Here is a 22,212-nt window from a genome sequence, read left to right on the forward strand (position 1 = left end):
AATGACGCTTTGGCAGCTTTCATCGCCAAAGCGTTTTTAGTTTCCATCCTCCTTTATTCATGTTGGGACGAGGCACCTGAAATGATTTCTTGAATGCAGCCACAAGTTTTGAATATACATATAAACGGAAAATGTGTTTTTAAAGGAGGAACGTCATTGAACCAACATGTACAATTGGAAATCAATCGCCTTGTTCATCGCTTGAAACAAGACCAATCCGCTGATGGTTCGTGGAATTATCCCTTTGACACTGGGATAACGGCAGATGCCTATATGATTATATTATTGAAAATTTTAGATATGGAAGATGCTCCTCTTATAGAGGCTTTAGTAAATAGAATCGAAAGCAAGCAAACGGAAAACGGGTCATGGAAACTATTCCACGACGAGAAGGACGGCAATGTTACGGTTACGATCGAGGCTTACTATGGTCTTCTTTTTAGTGGACTCCGAAATAAGCGCGATCCCCATATGAGGAAAGCCAAACAATTCATTCTTTCCAAGGGTGGAATCAAACAGGCCAAAATGTTAACGAAAATGATGCTTACAGTCACAGGACAATATCAATGGCCACGCCTATTCCCCATTCCTCTCGAAGTCGTCTTACTGCCTCCGACCCTTTTTCGTCAGCATATATGATCTTTCGGTATATGGGCGGGTCAACATGATTCCATTGCTTTTACTTGGCCATAAAAGATTTCAGATCAAGACCCCGGAAACTCCCAGTCTAAAAGATTTATATCACACAAGGGAGGATCGTTCCGAAGAACATGTGTGGGAGGAGTATCGTACCGAAGAATATCGTTCCTTCTTCTCCAAACTTCAAACAGGTGTCAAAACGTTAATTGGGTATCCGGATTATTTGCATTCCTTAGCCTTGGATTCAACGAAAAGGTTTATGCTAGACAGGCTGGAACCGGACGGGACACTGTACAATTATTTCGGTTCTACCTTTTTTATGATCTTTGCGCTCCTTTCAATTGGTTATTCGAAAAAGGATCCGGTGATTCAAAAGGCCGTTGCCGGTCTGAAGGGGATGGCTTGCTCCGTTGAAGGCCACACACATATCCAGTTCACAACGCCCCATGTTTGGAATACCTCCTTAATAAGTTACGCCCTTCAAGAAGCGGGCATATCTTCCAAAGACCTAACTGTCAAGGCCGCTAATCAGTACTTACTGTCCCGCCAGCATTATATGTATGGAGATTGGCTGATCCATAATCCTAACGCGATTCCAGGCGGCTGGGGGTTCTCGGATTTGAATACCATGAATCCTGATGTAGATGATACGACTGCCTCACTGCGGGCGCTGGCTAAGCAACTTCAAGCAAAACCCGATAATCGGGACAGCTGGCAGCGCGGTGTCTCCTTCACGATATCCATGCAAAATGATGATGGTGGATTTCCTGCCTTCGAACGGAATAACGACCATAAATGGCTGCACCTTCTTCCTATAGAGGGTTCCAAATATCTCCTGACCGACCCTTCTACCGCGGATTTAACAGGGAGAACGCTGGAATTCCTAGGGAACTATACAAATATGAAGAAGCAGGAAGAAGTCAGTAAAAGAGCGGTGGATTGGCTATTGGAGGACCAGAAACGTGATGGATCCTGGTATGGGGCGCTGGGGCATCTGCTATCTATACGGCACATGGTCTGCACTGACTGGCATGAAGGCCGCAGGACAATCCACTGAACATCCATCCATCCAAAAAGCCCTAACCTGGTTGAAGAAAATTCAAAATAAAGATGGTGGCTGGGGTGAATCTTGTTACAGTGATATCAAGCAGCGGTATATCCCCCTTGGAGCAAGTACCTTGACACATACAGCTTGGGCTGTGGATGCGTTGATATCGGCAACCGAAAAGCCGACAGCCGAAATTGAAAAGGGCATTGCCTTCCTCATCCGCGCAGGTCAACAAGAAAGCTGGACAAATGATTATCCTGCAGGCCAGGGAATGGCAGATTTTTTGTATATCCATTATCATAGCTATCGCTATATTTATCCCCTTTTGGCCTTAAGTCATTACAATAAAAAATTCCTGAATGCTTAATCGCCATTTTAGTGTTTTTTTATCATATAAAGGTGAATATGTGGATTACCTGTGGAAAAGAGGTGAATAACAACGAAAAGTTATCCACAATCCAAGGTTATCCACATTCTTTTATCCGATAAAATGACTAAAAGCAAGTCATCGATAAAAATTGTCCTTATTTTTATAGAATCTTGTTGATTAATTCATTTCGGATATGTAAAAATGACTTTTTTATGCACCCTTTGTGGATAGTTTGGGGATGAATGATCACTATTACGTAAATACTGTATCCAGTTTATCACTATAGAATTCTATGGCCTTCGCATAAGATTGTATTTCTCGATCGTTGGAGGTTTCCGCAATTATTTTCAATAAGGACTCCATTGCAAGATCATGTTGGCCCAAATTATAAAATGCCATGGCCCTGAATACCAATAAAGCCTTATCCTCCGGAAACTTAGCCAGTCCGGATTCAAATGTCCGTCTTGATTTTTCATATTCCCCAATGGTACGGTAAGTGCTCCCCAGCCCCAGATATGCCCCTTTTGCGTCCTCCTCCGGCAAACCTAATTTGAGGGCAGCTTCATAATGGGACACCGCCTTTACCTCTAGTCCAAGAATATCCAAACTCCAGGCACACTGATACTGTATGACTGCATCCCCGGGATTTTGCTTTGCCAGATCCATCAATAATTGATTGGATTTTTCAAATTCTTTCTTGCCTCTTAATGACAGTGCCATTTCTAAACTATCCATTGCCATTCCTCCATTGAAAAAGATTCCTAATTCCCCCTATTCGCGATTCCTCTTTTTAATTCCTTTTTAATGGGCGGAATTTCAAATAGTTTATGCATGATTATTAAGGATGAGGAAGCTTCACTCCCTAACTGTCTTGGCAATAAAAAAAGGATCTGCCACTTGGCAAATCCTTTCATACCTTTCAGTTCAAGATATTGATTAATCATCCAACTGGTTTTTCAATACTTTTCCCGTGGTGGCATCTACCACTACATCATATTCCTTTTGTCCTTGGCTTATCTCCAACTCGTACACTAGGATGCCATTCTCCGAATCCAGCTCTGCATCAGTCACTTGACCATCCACCTCTTTCAAGGCAATCTTTTCAGCTTGATCCATGCTGATTTTTGCAGTTTCCACCGCTTGTTGTGTGCTCATATCCTCATCGTCATCGTTTTCCATCTCCTGAGAAAGAATCTCTCCTTTTTCAGCATCTACGTCTACGTCTTGATAACCTTCTTTCGTTTTAACGGTCATCTCATAGGTCATTGGCTGGTCCCAATCCTTTTCAAATTGAGTAACTTCCCCGCCTAGTTTTTCTGAAATCATTTTTACAGCCTCGTCCTCGGATAGTGCACCCTTATTGACCGCATATACCGCCGTTCCAGCAGCACCGCCAAAAAGCAATACTGAGGCTACGGAAACCGTCATGATTACCTTTTTCCTTTGAATGATACCTTCTTTTATCGTACTCCACTGCTTTTTCATGAATGAATTCCTCCTTTAATTTGTTACCTTAAGAATAACCATCCTTCATGAAAGGAACATGAACGCTAGATTAGAATTTGATGAGAAAGAGTGATAGTAACCAAAGTCCCCTCTCCCACTTCGCTTTGGATTTCCAATTTACCGCCTAATGACTCAACAAGAGTCCGGGCGATGGAAAGCCCGAGTCCATTGCCTCCCGTTTTCCGTGCCCTCGATGAATCCACGCGGTAAAAACGTTCAAATACATGCGGGAGATGTTCTGATGATATCCCTGCGCCTTGATCTTTCACACCAATGAAAATTTCATTAGCCTCCCGTGTTATGATGATCTGTATACCCGATTCACTGTATTTCATGGCATTGTCCAATAGGATGACAAGCACCTGTTCAAGCTTGCTGGAAATGGTCGTTGCATATATTTCCTTAAACTCGGATTGTATCTTTATTTCTCGATTCCCTGTCCTTCTAAATGTTTGGGCAATCTGTTCACAAAACGAAATAAGTTCGATCTTTCCTTCCATATCCACTGAGGGTTCCGTTTGGGAAGCCGACTGGAGCAGATGTTCCGTCAGCTGTTTTCATCCGGATGGCTTCATGATGGATTGCCTCCACCGCCTCTTCCTGAATCGCCTCGTCCTTCATTCCCCAGCGTTTCAATAGAGAAGAGTAGCTTTCAATGACCGTAATCGGTGTTTTCAATTCATGTGAAGCATCTGAAAGGAATTGCTGCTGTTGGTTATAATTCCGCTCCAACCTATCTATCATCCTGTTGAATGACACCCCCATAACCTGAAGCTCGTCCTTTGATTGGTCTGATAGCGGTATCCGTTTGAATTCTCCACTTGTCTCAATATCCTTCATTGTTCCGCTCATGATCGATATGGGTTTGAGTATTAGATTGGCTAGCCACTTACCGGCAAGAATGGATAAAAGAATGACAAAAAGGGACGCCCCGCCTAAAACGAGGGCAAGAGTCGATAAATTATCAAGGAGGGTATCCTGCGGCTGTGTGACCTCGATCATCCCTAGCTTCTTCCCTTCTTCGGGATAAGGGTAACGGTAGGTCAATACATAATCCCCGTCAGCTTTGGTGAAATCGAATCCTTTCTCGGTAATGGCTTTAACCGCCAGCCCCTGAAGGTCCTCTTCATCAGTAAACGATTTTACCAATCTCCCATCAGTGCCAAATATCCGCACCATTCCATCGTCTGGGGTATACGGCTCCATTAAATCGGAATCACCTGAAATCAAATCTTTCGACAGGATATTTTCTGCAATTAATGAAGCTTGATCTTCAAGCAGGTCCCGTTCCCTTTCAACCGATATCCAAAGAAAGGCGAGTAAAACGATGATACTCAACAATATAAGCATGACGCTTAAAAAAAGGCTGGAATACGATTGGATTTTCGTCCGAATCTTCATACAGGCTCCTTCAAGCTGTAACCTACCCCGCGGTAAGTATGTATGAGTTGCAAATCAAAGGGGTAATCTATTTTTTTACGTAAATAACGGATATACACATCAACCACATTCGTATCCCCTGCAAAGTCATATCCCCAAACATGTGTCAGGATTTGATCCCTTGAAAGCACTTGATTCTTATTTTGCAAAAGATAAACCAGCAAATCGAACTCGCGGGAAGTCAGCTCAATCATTTTGCCTTGCCTGTGAATGTCCCTTGTACCAAGGTTCAATTGAAGATCATGGACCTTTAATTCATCCGCTTCCCCTTCTGATTGGCTCACCCCTACATTGGTACGAAAACAAGCACGGATCCGTGCCAGCAGCTCTTCGATTTCAAACGGTTTCGTTACATAATCATTCGCACCATGGTCTAGCCCATTCACCTTGTCTGGCACAGCATCCCTTGCAGTTAGAAGGATGACTGGGGTTGAACCATTCTTTTTCCGGTAACGCCTAAGTACTTCTATGCCATTCAACTCGGGCAGCATCACATCCAATAAGATTAAATCCCACTCTTCGGCTTCTGCCCTTTCCAGACCTGTCTTTCCGGTAAAAGCCGATTCGGTTAGATAACCCTCATGATTAAGTTCCAGCTGGAGGACCCTCGCGATTTTTTCTTCATCTTCTATTATTAAAATCCTTTTATTCATGTTTACCACCACCTACCCCTTAGTGTACTGAAGAAAAATGAAAATATCATGAGAAATTGAGCCGTCCGCAAAAAAATCCCATGAAAAAACAACTTTATTTAAAATATCCGGACTAAGGGAATCAAGGCCTATAAAAGACCAAAAAGAAGCGGATGTGAAAAGAAAAGTCCGATAGGTTCGTCACAATCGTAAGAATTTCCGTATAGCTAAATAATAAATGCCTATATAACAATGGTTAACCATAATAAAAAGACTATGGAATATTTCCATAGTCAATGTTTTGCTTTATATGGGATGAACCTCTCACTAGTTTGAAGAAATTTGCGACACTCCTGCCGAATAACTGGCTAGCCGATACCCCACAGACGCTTGCTTTGATGTGGCTTGGCAGAAAAACGGCGGAAAGGAAGCGGATTTCTGAAAACAACTGGATCGTTTAATAATGATTATTCAGCAATCCAATGTTGATCAATGAATTCATCGCGTCCTGATTTCGCACGGTCCGCTTTATAATCTTCTTTGTTTTTTTTATGGTAGCCTTGATGGTATTCTTCGGCAGGATAAAAAGTTTGGGCCGGAAGGATTTCAGTTACGATGGGTTTCTGGAACTTCCCGCTGGCTGCTACCTTTTCTTTCGCCTCAAGAGCCAGTTTCTCTTGAGCTTCATCATGATAGAAGATGGCTGTTCGATACTGGCTTCCCCTGTCATGGAATTGACCACCATCGTCGGTTGGATCGATTTGCTGCCAATATAGTTCCAGCAGTCTTTCATAAGGAAATAACAGAGGGTCGAAAGTGATTTCAACGACTTCATAATGTCCCGTAGTGCCCGTCTTTACTTCCTCGTAAGTCGGGTTTTCGACCTGTCCTCCTGTATAACCGGATACGATTCCCCCAATCCCTGGTTGTTCTTCAAATGGTGTCACCATGCACCAAAAACAGCCTCCAGCAAATGTAGCTTTTTGCATAATGGTCATCTCCTTCCTATATGTAATAAAAATTAATATACCATATCCTGATCCCAACACTGTGTTTTTTTGATTTGCGAAGTCGATACACCATTCGCGCCAAACGGGATCACCTTGGATCAATCTTTCGACCAGCCCTTTTCCTTGAATCTTACAATAGCTTCAACGCGATTGCTTACCTCCAATTTATCAAGAATGACCGAAATATAATTACGAACCGTTCCATTGGTCAGATAAAGCTGGCTGGCGATTTCCTTTGTTGTCTTGCCATCTGCAATCAATTCAAGTACTTGGCTCTCTCGTTCAGTCAAAGGGTTTTCTTCTTCAAAAGCCATATCCACCAGTTCAGGAGCATAAATTCGCCGACCATCCATGATGACACGGATCGAGTTTGCGAGTTCCTCACTTGGACTATCCTTCAGAAGATATCCACCTACCTCGGCCTTTCTGGCTCTTTCAAAATACCCAGGGCGTGCAAAAGTGGTTAAAATGATGACTTTGCATTGGTGGCCCTGATCCTTGATCTCTTCCGCTACATCGAGCCCGGTTTTGACTGGCATTTCAATATCCGTAATGCAGATATCCGGCTTTAAACGATTGACAAGATTCATTGCTTCTTCCCCATTGCTCGCTTTTCCGACAACTTCCATATCCTCTTCCAAATCAAGGATAGAACCTAGCGCACCAAGCAGCATCCGCTGATCTTCAGCAATTACGATTCGAATCAATGTTAATCCCCCACCTATCCATTATTTTTTATAGCATTCGGAACCCTTATATAAAGTGTAGTTCCCTCAGTTGATTGAATATCCAGGCTGCCATTAACGAATTCAAGCCTTTCTTTCATACCTTGAAGTCCATTGCCTTTATAAAACTCTGATTTATGTGAAAGCCCCACTCCATTATCCTGGACTTTGATCGTCACTCCAGTCTGTAATTCCTCGATGACAATATTACAGGAGTCGGCCCGGCTATGTTTGACGATATTGGTCACAGCTTCTTTCAAGCACATGCTTAAAACCGTTTCAACAAGCAATGGGGTATCTCGCAATTCCGCAGTGCCTTCCAAATTGAAATCTATCTCTGCCGCTTTCAATATTTGCTTGACCCGGATGATTTCATCACTTAATTTGGCCCCACGCATTTCCGACACCATTTCCCGTACTTCCTTGAGTGCCGTCCTCGCCGTTTGACGGATATCCTTGATCTCCTTCTTAGCCGAATCCGGATTTAAATCAATCAATTTCCCTGCAAGGTCACTCTTCAAGCCAATCAAAGAAAGTTTTTGTCCAAGTGTATCATGTAAGTCACGGGCAATCCGCTGACGTTCTTCCATTTTGCCAAGCTCGGATATTCTTTTATTAGCATCTTCCAATTGTTCTTCAAGCCTATCCCGTTTATTCCGATTATATGTGTTGAATGGGAGAAGGATCACGCCCACTACACAAATGAGCATAAAGGGAAATTGCGAAAAGAAGGTAGGGTCCTTCATGATGAATCCAATATTGACAGACACGATGGTAGCTAATAGCTGAATCGAATACAATACGAAAAATCCGACCTTATTTTGAACATTCCCAATAAAGAATGCTAAGAAAAGCGAAAAGTAAATGTAGCTGAAAAATATGGTCATGGATATGGATATGACTATTTGTATCGCCGTCCATACGTATACGGGCCATCCCTTCGAAACGAATGAGAGACCATATGATATGAAAAACAAAATGATCATGACGATTCCAAAGACAATCTCCAACATCGAAGAAGATTTGAAAATGAAATAAAAAGGTAAGATACAAAAAATGATCCAGACATAAGGGCTCAGCCCTGTGTTCTTGGGAAAGATATGATACCAACTTTGCATGGCGCCGCCTCTATTTCTTTTTACCCTAGTATATACTAAGGAGTTTCATCAAAAAACCACCCAATGGAAATTGAATGGTTTTTTGATGAACTATTTATTTTTCTTGAAGACTTGGACGTTTATTATTGATTTCCACCTTTGATTTTGTTTCATTTAGACGTTCCTTAATCTCTTTAAAACTTACAAACGTCTTGTTTTCTCCATCAAAAAGGCGGAAGCGAAGCGCTTTTAAACTTGAACTAAGAGTGATTGTCGTTGCCTGCTGCAAAGGCAGGGTGGAATCATGGACTTTTTCCAGATTATAGTTCGGCACCCTTGGACTAAGATGATGCACGTGGTGGAAACCGATATTACCGGTTACCCATTGCAAAACCTTTGGAAGCTTATAATAAGAACTTCCATCAATGGCAGCCTTCACGTAATCCCATTCCGATTCCTCTTCGAAATAAGAATCTTCGAACTGATGCTGTACATAAAACAGCCAGATGCCCAGTGATCCCGTTACAAAAAGCATCGGTACCTGGATCATCAGGAATGCCTGCCATCCGATAGCCAAGCATAAAAGACCATAAATTGCCACGATTGCGGCATTTGTCAAATACGTATTCATCCGTTCCTTCTTTTTAGCGCCTTTTTTATTCAGACGATTCGATACAAGAAATAGATAAAATGGACCTAATCCAAACATGACGACCGGATTTCTATATAAACGGTAAGCCAGACGCCCCCAGAATGAAGCGGCTATATATTCATCAACGGTCATGATCCAAATATCTCCTGTACCGCGTTTGTTTAAATTACTGCTTGTGGCATGATGTATGGAATGGCTATGCTTCCACTGCTCATACGGAAATAATGTAACGATTCCACTGATTGTACCCAGGATGCTATTCGCTTTCCTGCTTTTGAAAAACGATTGATGACAGCAATCATGGAAAATGATGAAAATCCTGACTACGAATCCTGAAGCCAGGACGGCCAATGCAAGGGTCAGCCAGTATGAAATGGTTAAGCTTTGATAAGCTAAAAACCATAACAGGAAAAATGGCGGAAATGTATTTATAAGCTGTTTCACACTTGATTTAGTATTGGATTTTTCAAAAGGGGCAATATCTTTTCTCAATTGTTTATGATTACTCATGATTTCCTCCTCATATATTTTATATAGAACTTGGAGTGTTTTAATTGATTGGTTAGCTTGCATATTTCGCAAACTTTAGTTATGCCTTGGCAGCATTTGTTCCTTAAGTATAGGATTAATAACCGATCTTCTATAGTCATAAACGTCAATTTGCTGGCATGACAAATGTCATATACTTGTCTACTTCATCACTTTTCACACGTATTTTTTCCTTTTTCATCATTTTTACCCCTCAAAAAACAAAATCCCATCAACCAAACCACATTTATTCAAATTCCAATATCCGAATACCGAGCCAAATATTTATTCGATTAAACACAAAAAAAAGATCCGCCACCTGGCGAACCCATTCAAAACCTGATGGCGTAAACCCGTTCTGGCCGGCCTACCGTGCCATAGGTTAAATCGGCATCAATTTTATCCTCGGATATCAAGTGTTCAAGATAACGTCTTGCCGTTGTCCTACTCACCCCGATTTCCTTTGCCACTATCTCGGCAGTTAACCCAGGGGAGGCTTTCCCCAACACAACCATCACCTTCTCCAAGGTCATCCGATCGATCCCTTTTGGCAGTGAAGTCATTTCCCTTTCCTTTTCATTCATTTCCTTCCGTAAAAGCTTATCAACCTGTTGCTGCGTTACGGGGAAATTGCCCTTTTCCATTTCAGACAATTTTATATAATACTCTTGATATCGGCACAAGGACTGCTTGAAACGCTCAAATGCGACAGGCTTGATAATATAATCAAATATGCCGATTTTGATGGCTTCCTGGACTTTTTCGATTTCTTTAGCTGCCGTTATCATAATGACATCCATTTGTTTGCTTTGCTGCTTGATTTCTTTCAAGATATCGAGCCCATTCATATCCGGAAAGTACATATCGAGCAGTAATAGATCCGGCTGCATGATTTCAATGAAGCTTTTAGCCTCGACATAACTTGATGCGATCCCGACCGTTTGAAACCCCTCGATTTTTTCGATGAATAGCTTTTGTATCTCGGCAATCCGTAAGTCATCTTCTACGATCAAAACTTCTATATCGCGATGTGCCTTCATTTAATCACCCCTCTGTTTTTTGGTATGGCTACGGTAAAGATCGTATATTCCCCTTCTTTCGTCGAAAAAGTAATAGATCCCCCTAATCCATCAATTGCTTCCTGAACTAGGCTCAACCCTATACCTGAATTGGTTTGATGATTTTTCGTCGTAAAACCGTTCTGGAAAATCCGTTCGGTAACATCCGAATTCATTCCTCTTCCATTATCTTCAACTTCGATGATCAGCTCTTTACCCAAGTCCGTGACGAATAACGAAACCCTTTTTTCCTCCCTTTCGTTTTCCCGTACAGCTTCGAAGGCATTATTGATAAGGTTGCCGATGATCGTAACTAATAAATCCCGATCTATTTCGGACGGAATATCCTTAAAACTGCTCTCTCTATCAATTGTAAAATCAATTTTCAGCTCGCTGGCTAAACTTACCTTCCCTAGGATGAACCCAGCAATAATCGGATCAGGAACTTCCTTGATCAGAAAGTGAATGAAGCCTTGGGTAACATCGACTTCCTTCGATATGAAATCCATCGCTTCTTTATGGGAACCCAGTTGAATCAAACCTAGTAAAGTATAAAGCCGATTGGAATATTCATGTGTCTGGGCCCTCAGCCCTTCTGCATAAGCCTTTACATGTGATAGTTCTTGAAGGAGATTGGATAGTTCAGATTTATTCCTCAAACTTGCAACCGCACCGATGACTTCACCCTGTCCATTCAAAATGGGAATCCGGCTAGCCAAAAAAACTTCACCGTCAATCATGAATTCCTGATCATACTCGGCCTGTGCCGTGCTGACTACATCAAGCAAATGTGTATGCGTTATGACTTCTTCAATTTTTTGCCCGCGAAGCATGATGTCTTTAGGGATATGTAGGATTTTATGCGCCGTTTCATTGACGACGGTGATTCTCCCATGAACATCAATGGCAATGATACCTTCATGAATCGATTCCAAAATGGCATGCTTCTCTTGAAACATCCAGGCAATCTCTTTTGGCTCCAGTCCCAATATCGCCTTTTTTATATTGAATGAAATGAAAAAGGCTATCAATAGACCTCCGATTAAGATAAAAGAGATGGTCCATACTATCTTTCTTTGTATTCTGGACACTTCTTTTTCAATATCATCCTGAAGGTAGCCAACAGAGACTACTCCAATGACTTTTCCATTTGCCATTATCGGGGATTTCCCCCTTATGGAAGGACCCAATGTCCCAGTTGACTCCGTGATGATGGATTTCCCATTCCAAACCTCGCCATTATCTCCCCCTACCATTTTCTTCCCGATCAAGTTAGGATCTGGATGGGACAGCCGTTTTTCATTCTCATCTCCTATTACTATAAATTCCGCATCGATCTGCCTGCGAATCTTTTCCGCAATGGGCTGAATGATTACTGAAGGATTATCATTTCGAAAAGCTTGTTTAATTTCAGGCAGCAAAGAAACGGTCTGGGCAACCGACAATGCTTTTTCCCCTGTTTCCTGTTTCAGGTTATTTTCTAAGATATTTATAAAAAGAACTTCAAAGATTCCACCCATTAAGATGATTAACGTACAGATGCCCAGCATCAACTTGGTGTGTAAACGCATTCAATCACCTCTTCTACATCATATAAAAAAAACCCCCTTTAAAAAAGGGGTTTTTTCATAACATTCAGAAAATATGCATTAACCTTCAATATTGATGACAACATCCTTCCCTCTCTTCTTAAGTAAAACCGGAATGAGCAGCCATAATGCCGTTACAATCAGGAAGGTCAGGGAAAGCGGCCGAGTGAAAAACAAGCTGTAATCCCCATCGGATATCGTCAATGCCCTGCGCATATTATTTTCTATCATCGGTCCTAAAACCAGCCCTAATACCAATGGGGCGATTGGATAATCATTTTTACTTAAGAAATATCCCAAGACCCCGCATCCTAATAATAGCAATAAATCATAAGTCGATACTTGTACCGCATAAACGCCAAAAATGGAAATCGCGATAATGATCGGAATCAAATATTTCTTTGGCGTTTCAATGATTTTCGCAAAAACCTTAACGAGCGGGAGATTAAGGATGAGGAGCATCAAATTCCCAATGAACATACTGGCGATGAGACCCCAGGCCACCTGAGGATGATCCTCGAATAATAATGGACCAGGCTGAACATTGTACATCATGAGCGCCCCCATTAAAATGGCCGTTGTACCGGAACCTGGAATTCCCAGCGTCAATAATGGGATCATCGCCCCCCCGGATGCCGCGTTATTGGCCGTTTCAGGTCCAGCCACTCCAGCGATCGTCCCCGTACCAAATTTCCCAGGTTTTTTTGAGATCCGTTTTTCCATAAGGTATGAGAAGAAAGAAGCAAGAGTGGCCCCTGCACCAGGCAGGATTCCTACAAAGAAACCCAAGAGCGATCCCCGGGCAATGGGACCCGCAGATTCCTTGAATTCTTCTTTGGAAGGAATCAAATTATTGATCTTCGCGATTTCCCCATCTTCCTCTTCTTTTTCCAAGATTGTCTTGAATACTTCTCCAAGGGCGAATAGACCCACTGCAATCGTCAGGAATTCGACCCCTTGATATAGCCATGGTATATCGAATGTAAAACGGGCGATACCTGATACATTATCAATGCCGATCGTCGCGATCAACAAACCACAAACCGTCATGATCAGTGCCTTGGTTACGGATTTTCCCGCGAGACCACTGACAGCCGCCAGCCCTAGAAGCATGAGCGAAAAATACTCAGCCGGACCGAATTTGATGGCAATCGTCGATAATGGCTGAGCTAAGGCAATCATGGCGATAAGGGTGACGATCCCTCCAACGAAAGAACCGATGGCCGAAATGGATAAAGCACTCCCCGCTCTGCCCTTCTTCGCCATTTGGTAGCCATCCAATGTGGTGACGACAGAAGAAGATTCGCCCGGTGTATTCAATAAGATGGAAGTTGTCGACCCTCCATACATCGCTCCATAATAAACACCAGCAAGCAAAATGATGGCGCTTGTCGCCGCTTGCTCTGGTGGAAGTCCGCCTGTAATGGAAGCAGTTACCGGAATTAAAAGAGCCACACCGCTCATCGGCCCGATTCCCGGCAAGACGCCGACTGCCGTTCCAATCAATACTCCGACAAATGCAAAAAGTATGTTATACCAAGTAAGTGCCGTTTCAAATCCTTGAATTAAATAATCAAAAGTGCCCACTTGCCATCCCCCTTCCTTTTATGAAAACCAGATTGGCCAACCCGGCAGTGTTCCCTTTAAGACATTCACGAATAAAAAATAGATGATTCCGGAAAACCCTGCGGATATGATGAGCGATGTCACCCACTTATTCCGTTCCATCGTTTGAAAGCAAACAAACAAAAAGAGGAAGGTCGTAATGACATATCCTATCGTTTCCAATGTCAAAATATAAATCAATGTGGAGAGTACAATGATGATAAAGGGCTTATATTCAAACTTTTCCTTACTCGATTCCTGCCTCTTGCCCCGATATGACTCATAGAACAGGCGAATGCTTAAAGCAGCAAGGACGAGTCCCAGTACAAAAGGGAAAATGTCCGGTCCTACCGAACTTCCATAAGAAGAACTGGCCAGTTTCCTGCTTCCAATCATAAACAGTACTCCGACAGCCAGAAAGGCTACAGATGCAAAGCGATCAAATTTCACGTCCATCCTTATCCCTCCATTTCAGAAAATAAGAAGAAGGTGAAAGCACCTCCTTCTTCTCCATTATTTTTCCATGCCTAAAGCTTCCAATAATTGCTGCACCTGTTTCTTCTGTTCTTCTAAAAACTTGCTGAATTCCTCACTATTTTTATATTCTTGTTCCCATCCTTGAACTTCCACTTCCTTTTTCCATTCAGAAGTTTCTACTAACTTTGCAATGGATCCGTCCCAAAAGGTTTTCGCTTCCTCGGACATATTCTGAGGTCCAAAAACGCCTCTCCAAATCGTGAATTCCGCATCAACACCCTGTTCCTTTGCAGTCGGTATGTCCTTTAGATCTCCACCCAAACGTTCAGTCGAGGTTACGGCCAACACTCTAATCTTTCCTGCCTTTAAAAATTCCCTGACACTTGATGCATCCGTTCCGATTACATCCGCATTTCCACCAAGCAATGCCGTAATCGCTTCCCCGCCACCGTCGTACGAGACGTACTTAAGTTCTGTTGGATTCAAACCATATTCATAGGCTGGAAGAATGGAAATCAAATGATCCATGGATCCCGGAGCCGATCCTCCTGCAAAAGTTAACTTACGCGGATCTTTCTTCACCACTTCCAGCACTGATTTTAAATCCTTGAATTCAGAATCCGCCTTTACCACTATCGCTCCATAATCCTTTGTCAGCTGCGCCAAAGGAGTCGTATTTTTATATCCATATGGACTGTTACCCTCTTTTTTAAGGTTATTGATGATGACAGGCGGTGAATTCACGAACAGCATGTCATTATTATCCGCTTGCTGTGTTGCATAATCCGCCATGAAGACAGCACCCCCGCCACCGGGTTTGTTTTCGACGGTTAATGGCTGGTCCACCAGTTTTGTCTCACCCAAGACCTTTGTAAATGAACGGGCGGTTAAATCCCATCCCCCTCCTGCACCCGACGGAGCAACGATCGTTATGGCCTTTTTCGGATAACCTGTACTTTCTTTCTTTTCTCCCGATGTATCCGCACTGCTGCATGCACCTAAACTTAAAGCTAACGAACCTGCCAATATGACTGCAGAAATCTTTTTACGAGAAAACATATGAATCCCCCTTTTGAAAGCGTTTTCTTAATTCTACAAAAATATCTTCCACATCTTTAATTATCCACCTAAAATACATAAATTCCATAATCTCCATATTGTTCATAAAGTTTTATGGGGAGACATTGGGAAAAGACTGCCCATGAGGGCAGCCCTGCTAAAATAGTATTTTTGATAGATATACGACCATCGTTACCGTTATACTGCTGAATAACGTCGACATCAAGACCGCCTGTGCCGCATATTCCGGATGGTTATCATATTCCAAAGCGAATAATGCGCTGTTTCTTGATGTTGGAAATGAGCTTGCGATGAATAATCCCTGAGCGACAGTCCCTTCCAATCCCAGCATGAGAATGATAAGGTATGCGATGGATGGTGAGAGTATTAATCGTCCAATCAAGCTAAGGATAAGCGGAAGCGGGAAATGCGTAATTTTCAAGTAGGCACTCTGAGCACCCAATGTAATCAGGGCAATCGCTATGAAAGCACTCGCGATATTATCGATCGGGGTCCATAAGAACAGAGGAATATCGAAAGAAGTGGCCTGTAAAAGAAAACCGAGTAATAGAGCATAAATGACTGGATTCTTCAAAAACTCACGAATGGCACCCTTTGCACTTTTTGTATGGACGGAAACGGAATTCATCAATCCATAGGTATAGGTCAACAGGTTTTGAAAAATGATCACGATGACTTGGATCGACAGGCCAAGAGGATTGCCATGAAAAACCATCTGGCTGACGGGTAATCCGAAATTGGCTGAGTTATTCAGGACCACACTATTTTTAAACGTGGCAGAAAGACTTTGATCAAACCGGGCAAGTTTAGCAATCACTGTACTCACGATGATTAGGCTTAATGCTTGAAGAGCAAGGAAGCTGAATATCTGGACGATCATCCCCCCGCCCATATTGCTTTGATAGATATTGACAAAGCTAATGGCCGGCATGAGCAGGAAGTGATTCAATTTAGACAGCGTATTCATATCCAGTTTGAATTTACGATGAAGGATTGCCCCCGCCCCTATAAGGAAAAAGACCGGCACAATGACATTCAATACGATTAGAAATAGGACACTCATTTGACTTCCTCTCCATTCCATAGGCAAGTTCCTGATGATTTATATCTCCCATCTATCATAATGCCGGGAAAACCATAATTAAAATACCAATAAATTATCGTTAACCATTCAAAAATGGAATGATGAAAAAGCACAGAAGTTTCTGCGCTTCATTTAAATATCCCTCATGAAATCGACACCTTTGACAAATTGGACAAACTCTTTGACCAGTTTTAATTCCAGCGACTTTTCATGATATAACATCCACGTATTCCTAATAAGGGGATTACCTTGCTTATCCAAAAGGTCCCATTGACGAAGATTTTGGTCTTTCTCCAATAAAACGCTAGGAAGAATCCCATACCCCAACCCATTCCTGACCATTTCTTTGCATGTATCCCCTTTGTCCACTTCCATCCCCACCAAAGGAGGTCCTGAAAAATTATCTCTCCACCAATTATCGATCATTGTTTTTAAAAGGGCATCGGTCCCATAATCGATCCTCGGCAATGAAGGCAGGTCCCGGACCTCTATTTTCTCCTTAGAAGCAATACAAATCGTTTCCTCAAAAAGATGGTGCCTTGACCCGGACCATTGATAGTCCCCCCGAACGATTCCCACATGCACTTCTTCCTTATAAATGAGGTTCAGTACTTCTTTACTCCATCCGGTAGTCACCTGGAAATCCACCTTAGGATATCGCTCACGGAATATTTTTAACAGGCCAGGCAATTTATGCAGCGTAATATAGTTGGAAACACCCAGCCGTAATGTCCCACTGATCTCCTGACCCATATTGAACGCTGTCTCTTTTATCTGACGGAGCCTGATCAGCATCTCATCTGCACAGATGGCCAGATACTCCCCTTGAGGGGTGAACTGCACTCCTCTTGTTCCCCGCTCCACAATCTTTAAATTGAATTCCTTCTCTATTTGTTGAATTCGTTTCGTTAGAGAGGGTTGCGAGATATATAAACTTTGCGCCGTTTTAGTAATATTCTTGTGTTCATGCAACACCTTTAAAATATGCCAATCCCTTTCATTCATAACCCTTCCCCCGATACGCTTTTCCTTGAATGCTTTATCCAAACTGTATCACAAAAGGCCTGATGGATATATCCTTTTACAAAGACAAAAAAGCCCAAGCCATGCCAGCAAGGACTTTCCCTTAAGCATTCCCCAACCCGCCTTAGGAGCTGCATCTTTCAGCGGAGGATGATCAGTCATTCAATTGAATTCTTTCAGGGCAGGTATAGATATTCAGTGAATCATTACGAATGAACCCGACCGTGGTGATCCCCAATCCTTCAGCCAACTCCAAAGCCAATTCGGTTGGAGCGGATTTCGAGAGTATCAGTTCACAGCCGATCTTCGCCACTTTCAAAAGAATTTCCGATGAAATCCGGCCGCTGAACACGATGGCTTTTCCTTCTATCGAAATACCATTTTTCAAGCAATGGCCGTATATTTTGTCCAAGGCGTTATGCCTTCCAATGTCCATCCTGCTTAATACGAGGCCATCGACATCACATAATGCAGCATTGTGAACTCCGCCTGTATTCTGGAAGGTGACAGCAGAATTTTGCAAATCCTTCATCAAGCGGAAGCAGTCATCAGGAGTCAATTTTACCGAAACATGATCCATTTTCTTGGCAGTCAACGCATCATTCACAAAGACGAATCCCTGTCTGCTCATCCCGCAGCAAGATGTGATATACCGCTTATTTTGAAAGTCCTGGTAGTAAGGGTTCACTTTATCAGTCTTTACATGGACAAAGCCTTCTTTTTCCTGGACCCAGATTTCTTTTATCTCTTCATATTTTTTGATGATGCCTTCAGAAGCCAAATAACCAATCACCATATCTTCGATGTATTCAGGTGTACAAACCATCGTGACAAATTCCTGGCCATTTATTTTCACAGTAACGGGAAACTCCGTTACGACCGTATCTTCCGTTCGCTCCATGTTACCTTTGGCTATCCGGATGATGTCCCTCTTCATTTCAATCGCTTTCATGTTCCCACTCCTTTTAATATCCAGGAGCCAATTGACCAATATGTAAGGAACATGGTCAATGCCCGTTGAGTTTGTCAGCAATATTCTTATCAAATACAAATACGGAAATCGCTATGTTCTCTTTGATTTTGATGTCTGAAAACAAATGGACCAGTTTAGCTCCAACCAGTTCTTCCATTCCATCAGGAGGACTCTCTGAATACACATCCTGTATCATTTTGGTACGTGCTGAATGGACCATGTCCCTTCCTTCCTCTGATCTTGATATGAACATTTCCGTAGGAGTCAAATTCCCATATAGTGTAGTAACGGCCATATTATCGACGAAAACCGTGTGTATGCGGTCTGGTCCTTTACCGAAGAGTTCCTTGCGCAGCTTACGAATCATATCATTAAATTCATGGATAACTTTTGACACCCTTACGTCACTCCAATTCAAGGAAATTAAGTTCTCAATTGTTTTATCATAAAACAACGCGAAGAAAAACGAAAGGCATTTGGGAATGATAACCTCCATCAAGGATTGTTTCTCCTTAAAATTAAAGTTATAATATCAAAGAGGAAAGTTGGGAGTATAATAGTGTACTGTTGTGTCCCCATCTTTTTTAAAATTATCCATTATGGTATGGATTGGTATATTGGCAAGCATTGCTATTAAACTATTCCACCATGACCTACACTTCCGTTCAGAGCCGGAGGTGTGATCATGGTGGTTTTTTGCGTGTTTTTGGCTATAAAAGGGGGATATATAATGAGCGATTCAAACATCACCATCAAAATCAATGGAATGGATTATACCGCTAAAAACGGTGCGACAATACTGGAAGTCATCAATCAAAACGAGATAGCCCATCCACAGATTTGTTATGTACCTGAAGTGGATCCGATCCAAACATGCGACACATGCATCGTCGAGGTTAACGGGAAACTCGTCCGATCATGTTCGACAACGGCAATGAACGGCATGGATATTGCCTTGGACTCAAACAAGGCAAAAGAAGCCCAAACCGAAGCCATGGACCGTATCCTGGAAAATCATTCTTTATACTGTACTGTATGTGATAATAATAACGGAAATTGTAAACTGCATAACACAGCAGAATTAATGGAAATTGAGCACCAAAAATATCCTTACACACCGAAAGTGGAATTAGGTGCCGTCGATATGTCCCATCCATTTTACCGCTATGATGCCAATCAATGCATCGCATGCGGGCAGTGTGTTGAAGTCTGCCAAAACCTTCAGGTCAATGAGACTCTGTCCATCGACTGGGAAGCAGAACGCCCTCGGGTAATCTGGGATGAAGGAACGGAAATCAATAACTCATCTTGTGTAGGCTGCGGACAGTGTGTAACCATTTGTCCTTGTAATGCTTTAATGGAAAAATCGATGCTTGGTGAGGCTGGTTTCATGTCAGGTTTGAAAAACGATATGCTTGAACCAATGATTGACCTTGTTAAAGAAGTGGAACCTGGATACAGCGGGATTTTTGCCATTTCGGAAATTGAAGCGGCTATGCGTGAAACACGGACGAAGAAGACAAAAACGGTCTGTACGTTCTGTGGGGTAGGATGTACATTCGAAGTCTGGACCAAAGGCCGTAAAATCCTTAAAGTCGAACCTACTCATGAAGGCCCCGTTAATGCGATTTCCACTTGTGTTAAAGGGAAATTCGGTTGGGACTTCGTAAACTCGGAAAAACGTTTGACCAAGCCCCTGATTCGTAAAAATGGAAGATTCGTTGAATCAAGCTGGGATGAAGCACTTGATTTGGTTGCTTCCAGACTCGGTTCGATCAAACAGCAATACGGCGGAAATTCAGTAGGCTTCATTTCCTCATCCAAGATCACGAATGAAGAAAACTATGTAATTCAAAAACTCGCACGGCAAATGTTCGAAACGAATAACGTCGACAATTGCTCTCGTTATTGCCAATCCCCGGCAACAGACGGATTATTCCGTACAGTCGGCATGGGTGGAGATGCTGGTACGATTAAAGATATCGCCGCTGCAGGTCTCGTCATCATCGTTGGGGCTAACCCGGCAGAAGGACATCCGGTTCTGGCGACTCGCGTTAAACGGGCCCAAAAGCTTCACGGACAGAAACTGATCGTTGCGGACATTCGTAAAAATGAAATGGCCGAGCGTTCTGACATCCATATCAGTCCAAAACAAGGAACAGACCAAGTTTGGCTGATGGCCGTTACAAAATATATGATCGATCAAGGCTGGCATGATCAAGAATTCATCAATGAAAATGTTAACTTCTTCGAGGATTATAAAGAAGTACTTGAGAAATATACCCTGGAATATGCAGAACTGAACACAGGTATTTCAAAAAAAACATTGACCCAAATTGCTGAAAGCATTCGCGATGCAGATGGTACATGCATTCTCTGGGGAATGGGCGTAACACAAAACACTGGTGCTTCCGATACGTCGGCTGCAATTTCCAACCTGCTTTTAGCTACAGGTAACTACCGTCGCCTAGGAGCGGGAGCTTATCCGCTTCGCGGCCACAACAATGTACAGGGCGCTTGCGATATGGGCACCCTTCCAACATGGCTTCCAGGATATCAGCATGTTACCGATGATGCGGCACGCGCTAAATTCGAAAAAGCTTATGGGGTGAAAATCGACAGCAAACCAGGCATGAACAATATCGAAATGCTCGAAGCGATTGATAAAGGCGACATGAAAGCCATGTATCTTGTAGGCGAAGATATGGCACTCGTTGATGCGGATGCAAACCATGTCGATAAAGTGTTATCCGGATTGGACTTCTTTGTTGTCCAGGATATTTTCCTTTCAAGGACAGCCCAATATGCTGACGTGGTATTACCCGGAGCTCCATCTCTTGAAAAAGACGGAACGTTCACCAATACGGAGCGCCGTGTACAGCGTTTATATAAAGCCCTTCCAACTTTGGGAGATTCTAAAGCGGACTGGGAGATCACTCAAGAGATCGCCAACCGCTTAGGTGCGAATTGGGACTACACCCATCCCAGTGAAATCTATGATGAAATGGCAAGCCTGTCACCAATATTCAGCCAAGCTAATTACGAGGTGCTGGAAGGATGGAACAGCTTCCTATGGGGAAGCCATGATGGATCAAACACGCCGCTTCTTTATGTGGATGGCTTCAATTTCCCTGATAAGAAAGCACGCTTTGCACTGGCTGACTGGGTGGAACCGCATAAATTTCCAGAAGAATATGACCTTCATATCAATAATGGACGCATGCTCGAGCATTTCCATGAAGGAAATATGACGAACAAATCCAATGGCATCCAATCGAAAGTACCTGATATTTTCGTTGAGGTTTCACCAGAACTTGCTAAAGAACGTAAAGTCAGTGATGGCGGACTCGTTCGCTTAGTGTCGCCATTCGGGGCCGTTAAATTAAAAGTCCTGATCACAGACCGTGTAAAAAATAATGAGCTATTTTTACCGATGAACTCAGTTGATAAAGACTCAGCCATTAACTTCCTGACTGGTCCCATCTATGATCAACGCACAAGCACGCCCGCTTACAAACAGACGATGGTCCGCATGGAAGTATTAAGTGCAAGCGGAGATATCCCATTACCGGGTACCAACCCACGGAATAAAAAGCGTCATCCTCAAAACGGTGTCGAGGTTGAACGTAAGTGGGCTCGTCCAGGGTATGTTCACTTAACGGATAAATAAACGAGG

The 22,212-nt window shown here is 42.7% G+C and carries 24 protein-coding genes; 5 read left to right on the top strand and 19 right to left on the bottom strand.

Features of this window, described 5'->3' with window-relative positions; translation table 11 throughout:
* Window positions 1–156: 156 nt before the first annotated feature.
* Genes ABIE66_RS25850 through ABIE66_RS25860 form a run of 3 tightly spaced genes read left to right on the top strand, consistent with a single transcriptional unit; the run spans window position 157 to window position 2,054 of the window.
* Entirely contained in the window at window positions 157–639 is a 483-nt protein-coding gene (locus ABIE66_RS25850) for a hypothetical protein (RefSeq protein WP_370016760.1), read from the top strand.
* 25 nt (window positions 640–664) lie between these two features.
* Window positions 665–1,696 carry a prenyltransferase/squalene oxidase repeat-containing protein gene (locus tag ABIE66_RS25855; RefSeq protein WP_370016761.1) on the top strand — a complete coding sequence of 344 codons (1,032 nt, stop codon included), beginning with the start codon at window positions 665–667 and terminating at the stop codon, window positions 1,694–1,696.
* On the top strand, window positions 1,617–2,054 hold the full coding sequence (locus ABIE66_RS25860) for a prenyltransferase/squalene oxidase repeat-containing protein (protein ID WP_370017118.1): 438 nt from the start codon (window positions 1,617–1,619) through the stop codon (window positions 2,052–2,054). Before ABIE66_RS25855 ends, ABIE66_RS25860 begins: the two co-directional genes overlap by 80 nt.
* 255 nt (window positions 2,055–2,309) lie before the next feature.
* On the opposite strand, the gene ABIE66_RS25865 is transcribed toward ABIE66_RS25860, so the two are convergent.
* The 6 genes from ABIE66_RS25865 to ABIE66_RS25890 all read right to left on the bottom strand — a co-directional run bounded on the left by ABIE66_RS25865 (window position 2,310) and on the right by ABIE66_RS25890 (window position 5,656).
* The gene (locus ABIE66_RS25865) at window positions 2,310–2,792 is read right to left on the bottom strand and encodes a tetratricopeptide repeat protein (protein WP_370016762.1); all 483 of its coding nucleotides are present in this window, start codon (window positions 2,790–2,792) and stop codon (window positions 2,310–2,312) included.
* Between the two features lie 26 nt (window positions 2,793–2,818).
* The gene (locus ABIE66_RS25870) at window positions 2,819–3,001 is read right to left on the bottom strand and encodes a hypothetical protein (protein ID WP_370016763.1); all 183 of its coding nucleotides are present in this window, start codon (window positions 2,999–3,001) and stop codon (window positions 2,819–2,821) included.
* On the bottom strand, window positions 2,994–3,542 hold the full coding sequence (locus ABIE66_RS25875; protein ID WP_289326901.1) for a PepSY domain-containing protein: 549 nt from the start codon (window positions 3,540–3,542) through the stop codon (window positions 2,994–2,996). The genes ABIE66_RS25870 and ABIE66_RS25875 overlap by 8 nt, the downstream gene beginning before the upstream one ends.
* A 65-nt stretch (window positions 3,543–3,607) precedes the next feature.
* Window positions 3,608–4,063, bottom strand: coding sequence for a sensor histidine kinase (locus ABIE66_RS25880; RefSeq protein ID WP_370016764.1), 456 nt, complete (start codon window positions 4,061–4,063; stop codon window positions 3,608–3,610).
* Complete coding sequence (locus ABIE66_RS25885) at window positions 4,029–4,964, bottom strand: histidine kinase dimerization/phospho-acceptor domain-containing protein (protein ID WP_370016765.1); 936 nt, start codon at window positions 4,962–4,964, stop codon at window positions 4,029–4,031. Before ABIE66_RS25885 ends, ABIE66_RS25880 begins: the two co-directional genes overlap by 35 nt.
* Window positions 4,961–5,656 carry a response regulator transcription factor gene (locus ABIE66_RS25890; protein ID WP_370016766.1) on the bottom strand — a complete coding sequence of 232 codons (696 nt, stop codon included), beginning with the start codon at window positions 5,654–5,656 and terminating at the stop codon, window positions 4,961–4,963. Before ABIE66_RS25890 ends, ABIE66_RS25885 begins: the two co-directional genes overlap by 4 nt.
* A 275-nt stretch (window positions 5,657–5,931) precedes the next feature.
* Between ABIE66_RS25890 and ABIE66_RS25895 the strand changes: the two genes are divergently transcribed.
* Entirely contained in the window at window positions 5,932–6,096 is a 165-nt protein-coding gene (locus ABIE66_RS25895; protein WP_370016767.1) for a hypothetical protein, read from the top strand.
* Window positions 6,097–6,102: 6 nt separating this feature from the next.
* Here the strand turns inward: ABIE66_RS25895 and msrA are convergent, their stop codons facing one another.
* From msrA to ABIE66_RS25960, 13 genes are all read right to left on the bottom strand, one after another.
* Complete coding sequence (gene msrA / locus ABIE66_RS25900; RefSeq protein ID WP_289333952.1) at window positions 6,103–6,624, bottom strand: peptide-methionine (S)-S-oxide reductase MsrA; 522 nt, start codon at window positions 6,622–6,624, stop codon at window positions 6,103–6,105.
* A gap of 119 nt (window positions 6,625–6,743) precedes the next feature.
* The gene (locus ABIE66_RS25905) at window positions 6,744–7,352 is read right to left on the bottom strand and encodes a response regulator transcription factor (RefSeq protein ID WP_289314451.1); all 609 of its coding nucleotides are present in this window, start codon (window positions 7,350–7,352) and stop codon (window positions 6,744–6,746) included.
* Between the two features lie 14 nt (window positions 7,353–7,366).
* Window positions 7,367–8,488, bottom strand: coding sequence for a sensor histidine kinase (locus ABIE66_RS25910; RefSeq protein WP_370016768.1), 1,122 nt, complete (start codon window positions 8,486–8,488; stop codon window positions 7,367–7,369).
* A 94-nt stretch (window positions 8,489–8,582) separates the two neighbouring features.
* Window positions 8,583–9,629: a Delta(5) desaturase DesA gene (gene desA, locus ABIE66_RS25915; RefSeq protein WP_370016769.1), complete on the bottom strand. Its 1,047-nt coding sequence runs from the start codon at window positions 9,627–9,629 to the stop codon at window positions 8,583–8,585.
* Between the two features lie 350 nt (window positions 9,630–9,979).
* Window positions 9,980–10,687: a response regulator gene (locus ABIE66_RS25920; protein ID WP_370016770.1), complete on the bottom strand. Its 708-nt coding sequence runs from the start codon at window positions 10,685–10,687 to the stop codon at window positions 9,980–9,982.
* Window positions 10,684–12,276 carry an ATP-binding protein gene (locus ABIE66_RS25925; protein WP_370016771.1) on the bottom strand — a complete coding sequence of 531 codons (1,593 nt, stop codon included), beginning with the start codon at window positions 12,274–12,276 and terminating at the stop codon, window positions 10,684–10,686. The genes ABIE66_RS25920 and ABIE66_RS25925 overlap by 4 nt, the downstream gene beginning before the upstream one ends.
* 78 nt (window positions 12,277–12,354) lie before the next feature.
* Window positions 12,355–13,881, bottom strand: a complete 1,527-nt coding sequence (locus ABIE66_RS25930; protein WP_289314446.1) for a tripartite tricarboxylate transporter permease — start codon at window positions 13,879–13,881, stop codon at window positions 12,355–12,357.
* An 18-nt stretch (window positions 13,882–13,899) separates the two neighbouring features.
* Window positions 13,900–14,355 carry a tripartite tricarboxylate transporter TctB family protein gene (locus ABIE66_RS25935; protein ID WP_289314445.1) on the bottom strand — a complete coding sequence of 152 codons (456 nt, stop codon included), beginning with the start codon at window positions 14,353–14,355 and terminating at the stop codon, window positions 13,900–13,902.
* A gap of 57 nt (window positions 14,356–14,412) precedes the next feature.
* A complete protein-coding gene (locus ABIE66_RS25940; RefSeq protein ID WP_370016772.1) occupies window positions 14,413–15,435 on the bottom strand; it encodes a Bug family tripartite tricarboxylate transporter substrate binding protein in 1,023 nt (340 codons plus the stop codon).
* A 157-nt stretch (window positions 15,436–15,592) separates the two neighbouring features.
* The gene (locus ABIE66_RS25945) at window positions 15,593–16,519 is read right to left on the bottom strand and encodes an AEC family transporter (RefSeq protein ID WP_370016773.1); all 927 of its coding nucleotides are present in this window, start codon (window positions 16,517–16,519) and stop codon (window positions 15,593–15,595) included.
* Between the two features lie 153 nt (window positions 16,520–16,672).
* Window positions 16,673–17,545: a LysR family transcriptional regulator gene (locus tag ABIE66_RS25950; RefSeq protein WP_370016774.1), complete on the bottom strand. Its 873-nt coding sequence runs from the start codon at window positions 17,543–17,545 to the stop codon at window positions 16,673–16,675.
* A 172-nt stretch (window positions 17,546–17,717) separates the two neighbouring features.
* Window positions 17,718–18,515 carry a formate dehydrogenase accessory sulfurtransferase FdhD gene (fdhD, locus tag ABIE66_RS25955; protein ID WP_370016775.1) on the bottom strand — a complete coding sequence of 266 codons (798 nt, stop codon included), beginning with the start codon at window positions 18,513–18,515 and terminating at the stop codon, window positions 17,718–17,720.
* Window positions 18,516–18,570: 55 nt separating this feature from the next.
* Window positions 18,571–18,933, bottom strand: a complete 363-nt coding sequence (locus tag ABIE66_RS25960) for a Na-translocating system protein MpsC family protein (protein ID WP_289326932.1) — start codon at window positions 18,931–18,933, stop codon at window positions 18,571–18,573.
* Window positions 18,934–19,266: 333 nt separating this feature from the next.
* On the opposite strand from ABIE66_RS25960, the gene fdhF reads away from it, so the two are divergent.
* Window positions 19,267–22,206 (top strand): formate dehydrogenase subunit alpha, encoded by a 2,940-nt coding sequence (fdhF, locus tag ABIE66_RS25965; RefSeq protein ID WP_370016776.1) that lies wholly within the window; start codon window positions 19,267–19,269, stop codon window positions 22,204–22,206.
* Window positions 22,207–22,212: the final 6 nt, after the last annotated feature.

Source organism: Peribacillus sp. B2I2, from assembly GCF_041261685.1.
Classification (GTDB): Bacteria; Bacillota; Bacilli; order Bacillales; family DSM-1321; genus Peribacillus.

What these genes read in the sequence shown, in the direction of transcription:
- ABIE66_RS25935 (WP_289314445.1), bottom strand. Translation starts at nt 14,355, where the DNA reads ATGGACGTGAAATTTGATCGCTTTGCATCTGTAGCCTTTCTGGCTGTC.
- ABIE66_RS25860 (WP_370017118.1), top strand. Translation starts at nt 1,617, where the DNA reads ATGGGGCGCTGGGGCATCTGCTATCTATACGGCACATGGTCTGCACTG.
- ABIE66_RS25920 (WP_370016770.1), bottom strand. Translation starts at nt 10,687, where the DNA reads ATGAAGGCACATCGCGATATAGAAGTTTTGATCGTAGAAGATGACTTA.
- ABIE66_RS25865 (WP_370016762.1), bottom strand. Translation starts at nt 2,792, where the DNA reads ATGGATAGTTTAGAAATGGCACTGTCATTAAGAGGCAAGAAAGAATTT.
- ABIE66_RS25875 (WP_289326901.1), bottom strand. Translation starts at nt 3,542, where the DNA reads ATGAAAAAGCAGTGGAGTACGATAAAAGAAGGTATCATTCAAAGGAAA.
- ABIE66_RS25895 (WP_370016767.1), top strand. Translation starts at nt 5,932, where the DNA reads ATGTTTTGCTTTATATGGGATGAACCTCTCACTAGTTTGAAGAAATTT.
- msrA (WP_289333952.1), bottom strand. Translation starts at nt 6,624, where the DNA reads ATGCAAAAAGCTACATTTGCTGGAGGCTGTTTTTGGTGCATGGTGACA.
- ABIE66_RS25885 (WP_370016765.1), bottom strand. Translation starts at nt 4,964, where the DNA reads ATGAAGATTCGGACGAAAATCCAATCGTATTCCAGCCTTTTTTTAAGC.
- ABIE66_RS25910 (WP_370016768.1), bottom strand. Translation starts at nt 8,488, where the DNA reads ATGCAAAGTTGGTATCATATCTTTCCCAAGAACACAGGGCTGAGCCCT.
- fdhD (WP_370016775.1), bottom strand. Translation starts at nt 18,515, where the DNA reads ATGAAAGCGATTGAAATGAAGAGGGACATCATCCGGATAGCCAAAGGT.
- ABIE66_RS25950 (WP_370016774.1), bottom strand. Translation starts at nt 17,545, where the DNA reads ATGAATGAAAGGGATTGGCATATTTTAAAGGTGTTGCATGAACACAAG.
- ABIE66_RS25945 (WP_370016773.1), bottom strand. Translation starts at nt 16,519, where the DNA reads ATGAGTGTCCTATTTCTAATCGTATTGAATGTCATTGTGCCGGTCTTT.
- fdhF (WP_370016776.1), top strand. Translation starts at nt 19,267, where the DNA reads ATGAGCGATTCAAACATCACCATCAAAATCAATGGAATGGATTATACC.
- ABIE66_RS25880 (WP_370016764.1), bottom strand. Translation starts at nt 4,063, where the DNA reads ATGGAAGGAAAGATCGAACTTATTTCGTTTTGTGAACAGATTGCCCAA.
- ABIE66_RS25870 (WP_370016763.1), bottom strand. Translation starts at nt 3,001, where the DNA reads ATGATTAATCAATATCTTGAACTGAAAGGTATGAAAGGATTTGCCAAG.
- ABIE66_RS25925 (WP_370016771.1), bottom strand. Translation starts at nt 12,276, where the DNA reads ATGCGTTTACACACCAAGTTGATGCTGGGCATCTGTACGTTAATCATC.
- ABIE66_RS25890 (WP_370016766.1), bottom strand. Translation starts at nt 5,656, where the DNA reads ATGAATAAAAGGATTTTAATAATAGAAGATGAAGAAAAAATCGCGAGG.
- desA (WP_370016769.1), bottom strand. Translation starts at nt 9,629, where the DNA reads ATGAGTAATCATAAACAATTGAGAAAAGATATTGCCCCTTTTGAAAAA.
- ABIE66_RS25940 (WP_370016772.1), bottom strand. Translation starts at nt 15,435, where the DNA reads ATGTTTTCTCGTAAAAAGATTTCTGCAGTCATATTGGCAGGTTCGTTA.
- ABIE66_RS25855 (WP_370016761.1), top strand. Translation starts at nt 665, where the DNA reads ATGATTCCATTGCTTTTACTTGGCCATAAAAGATTTCAGATCAAGACC.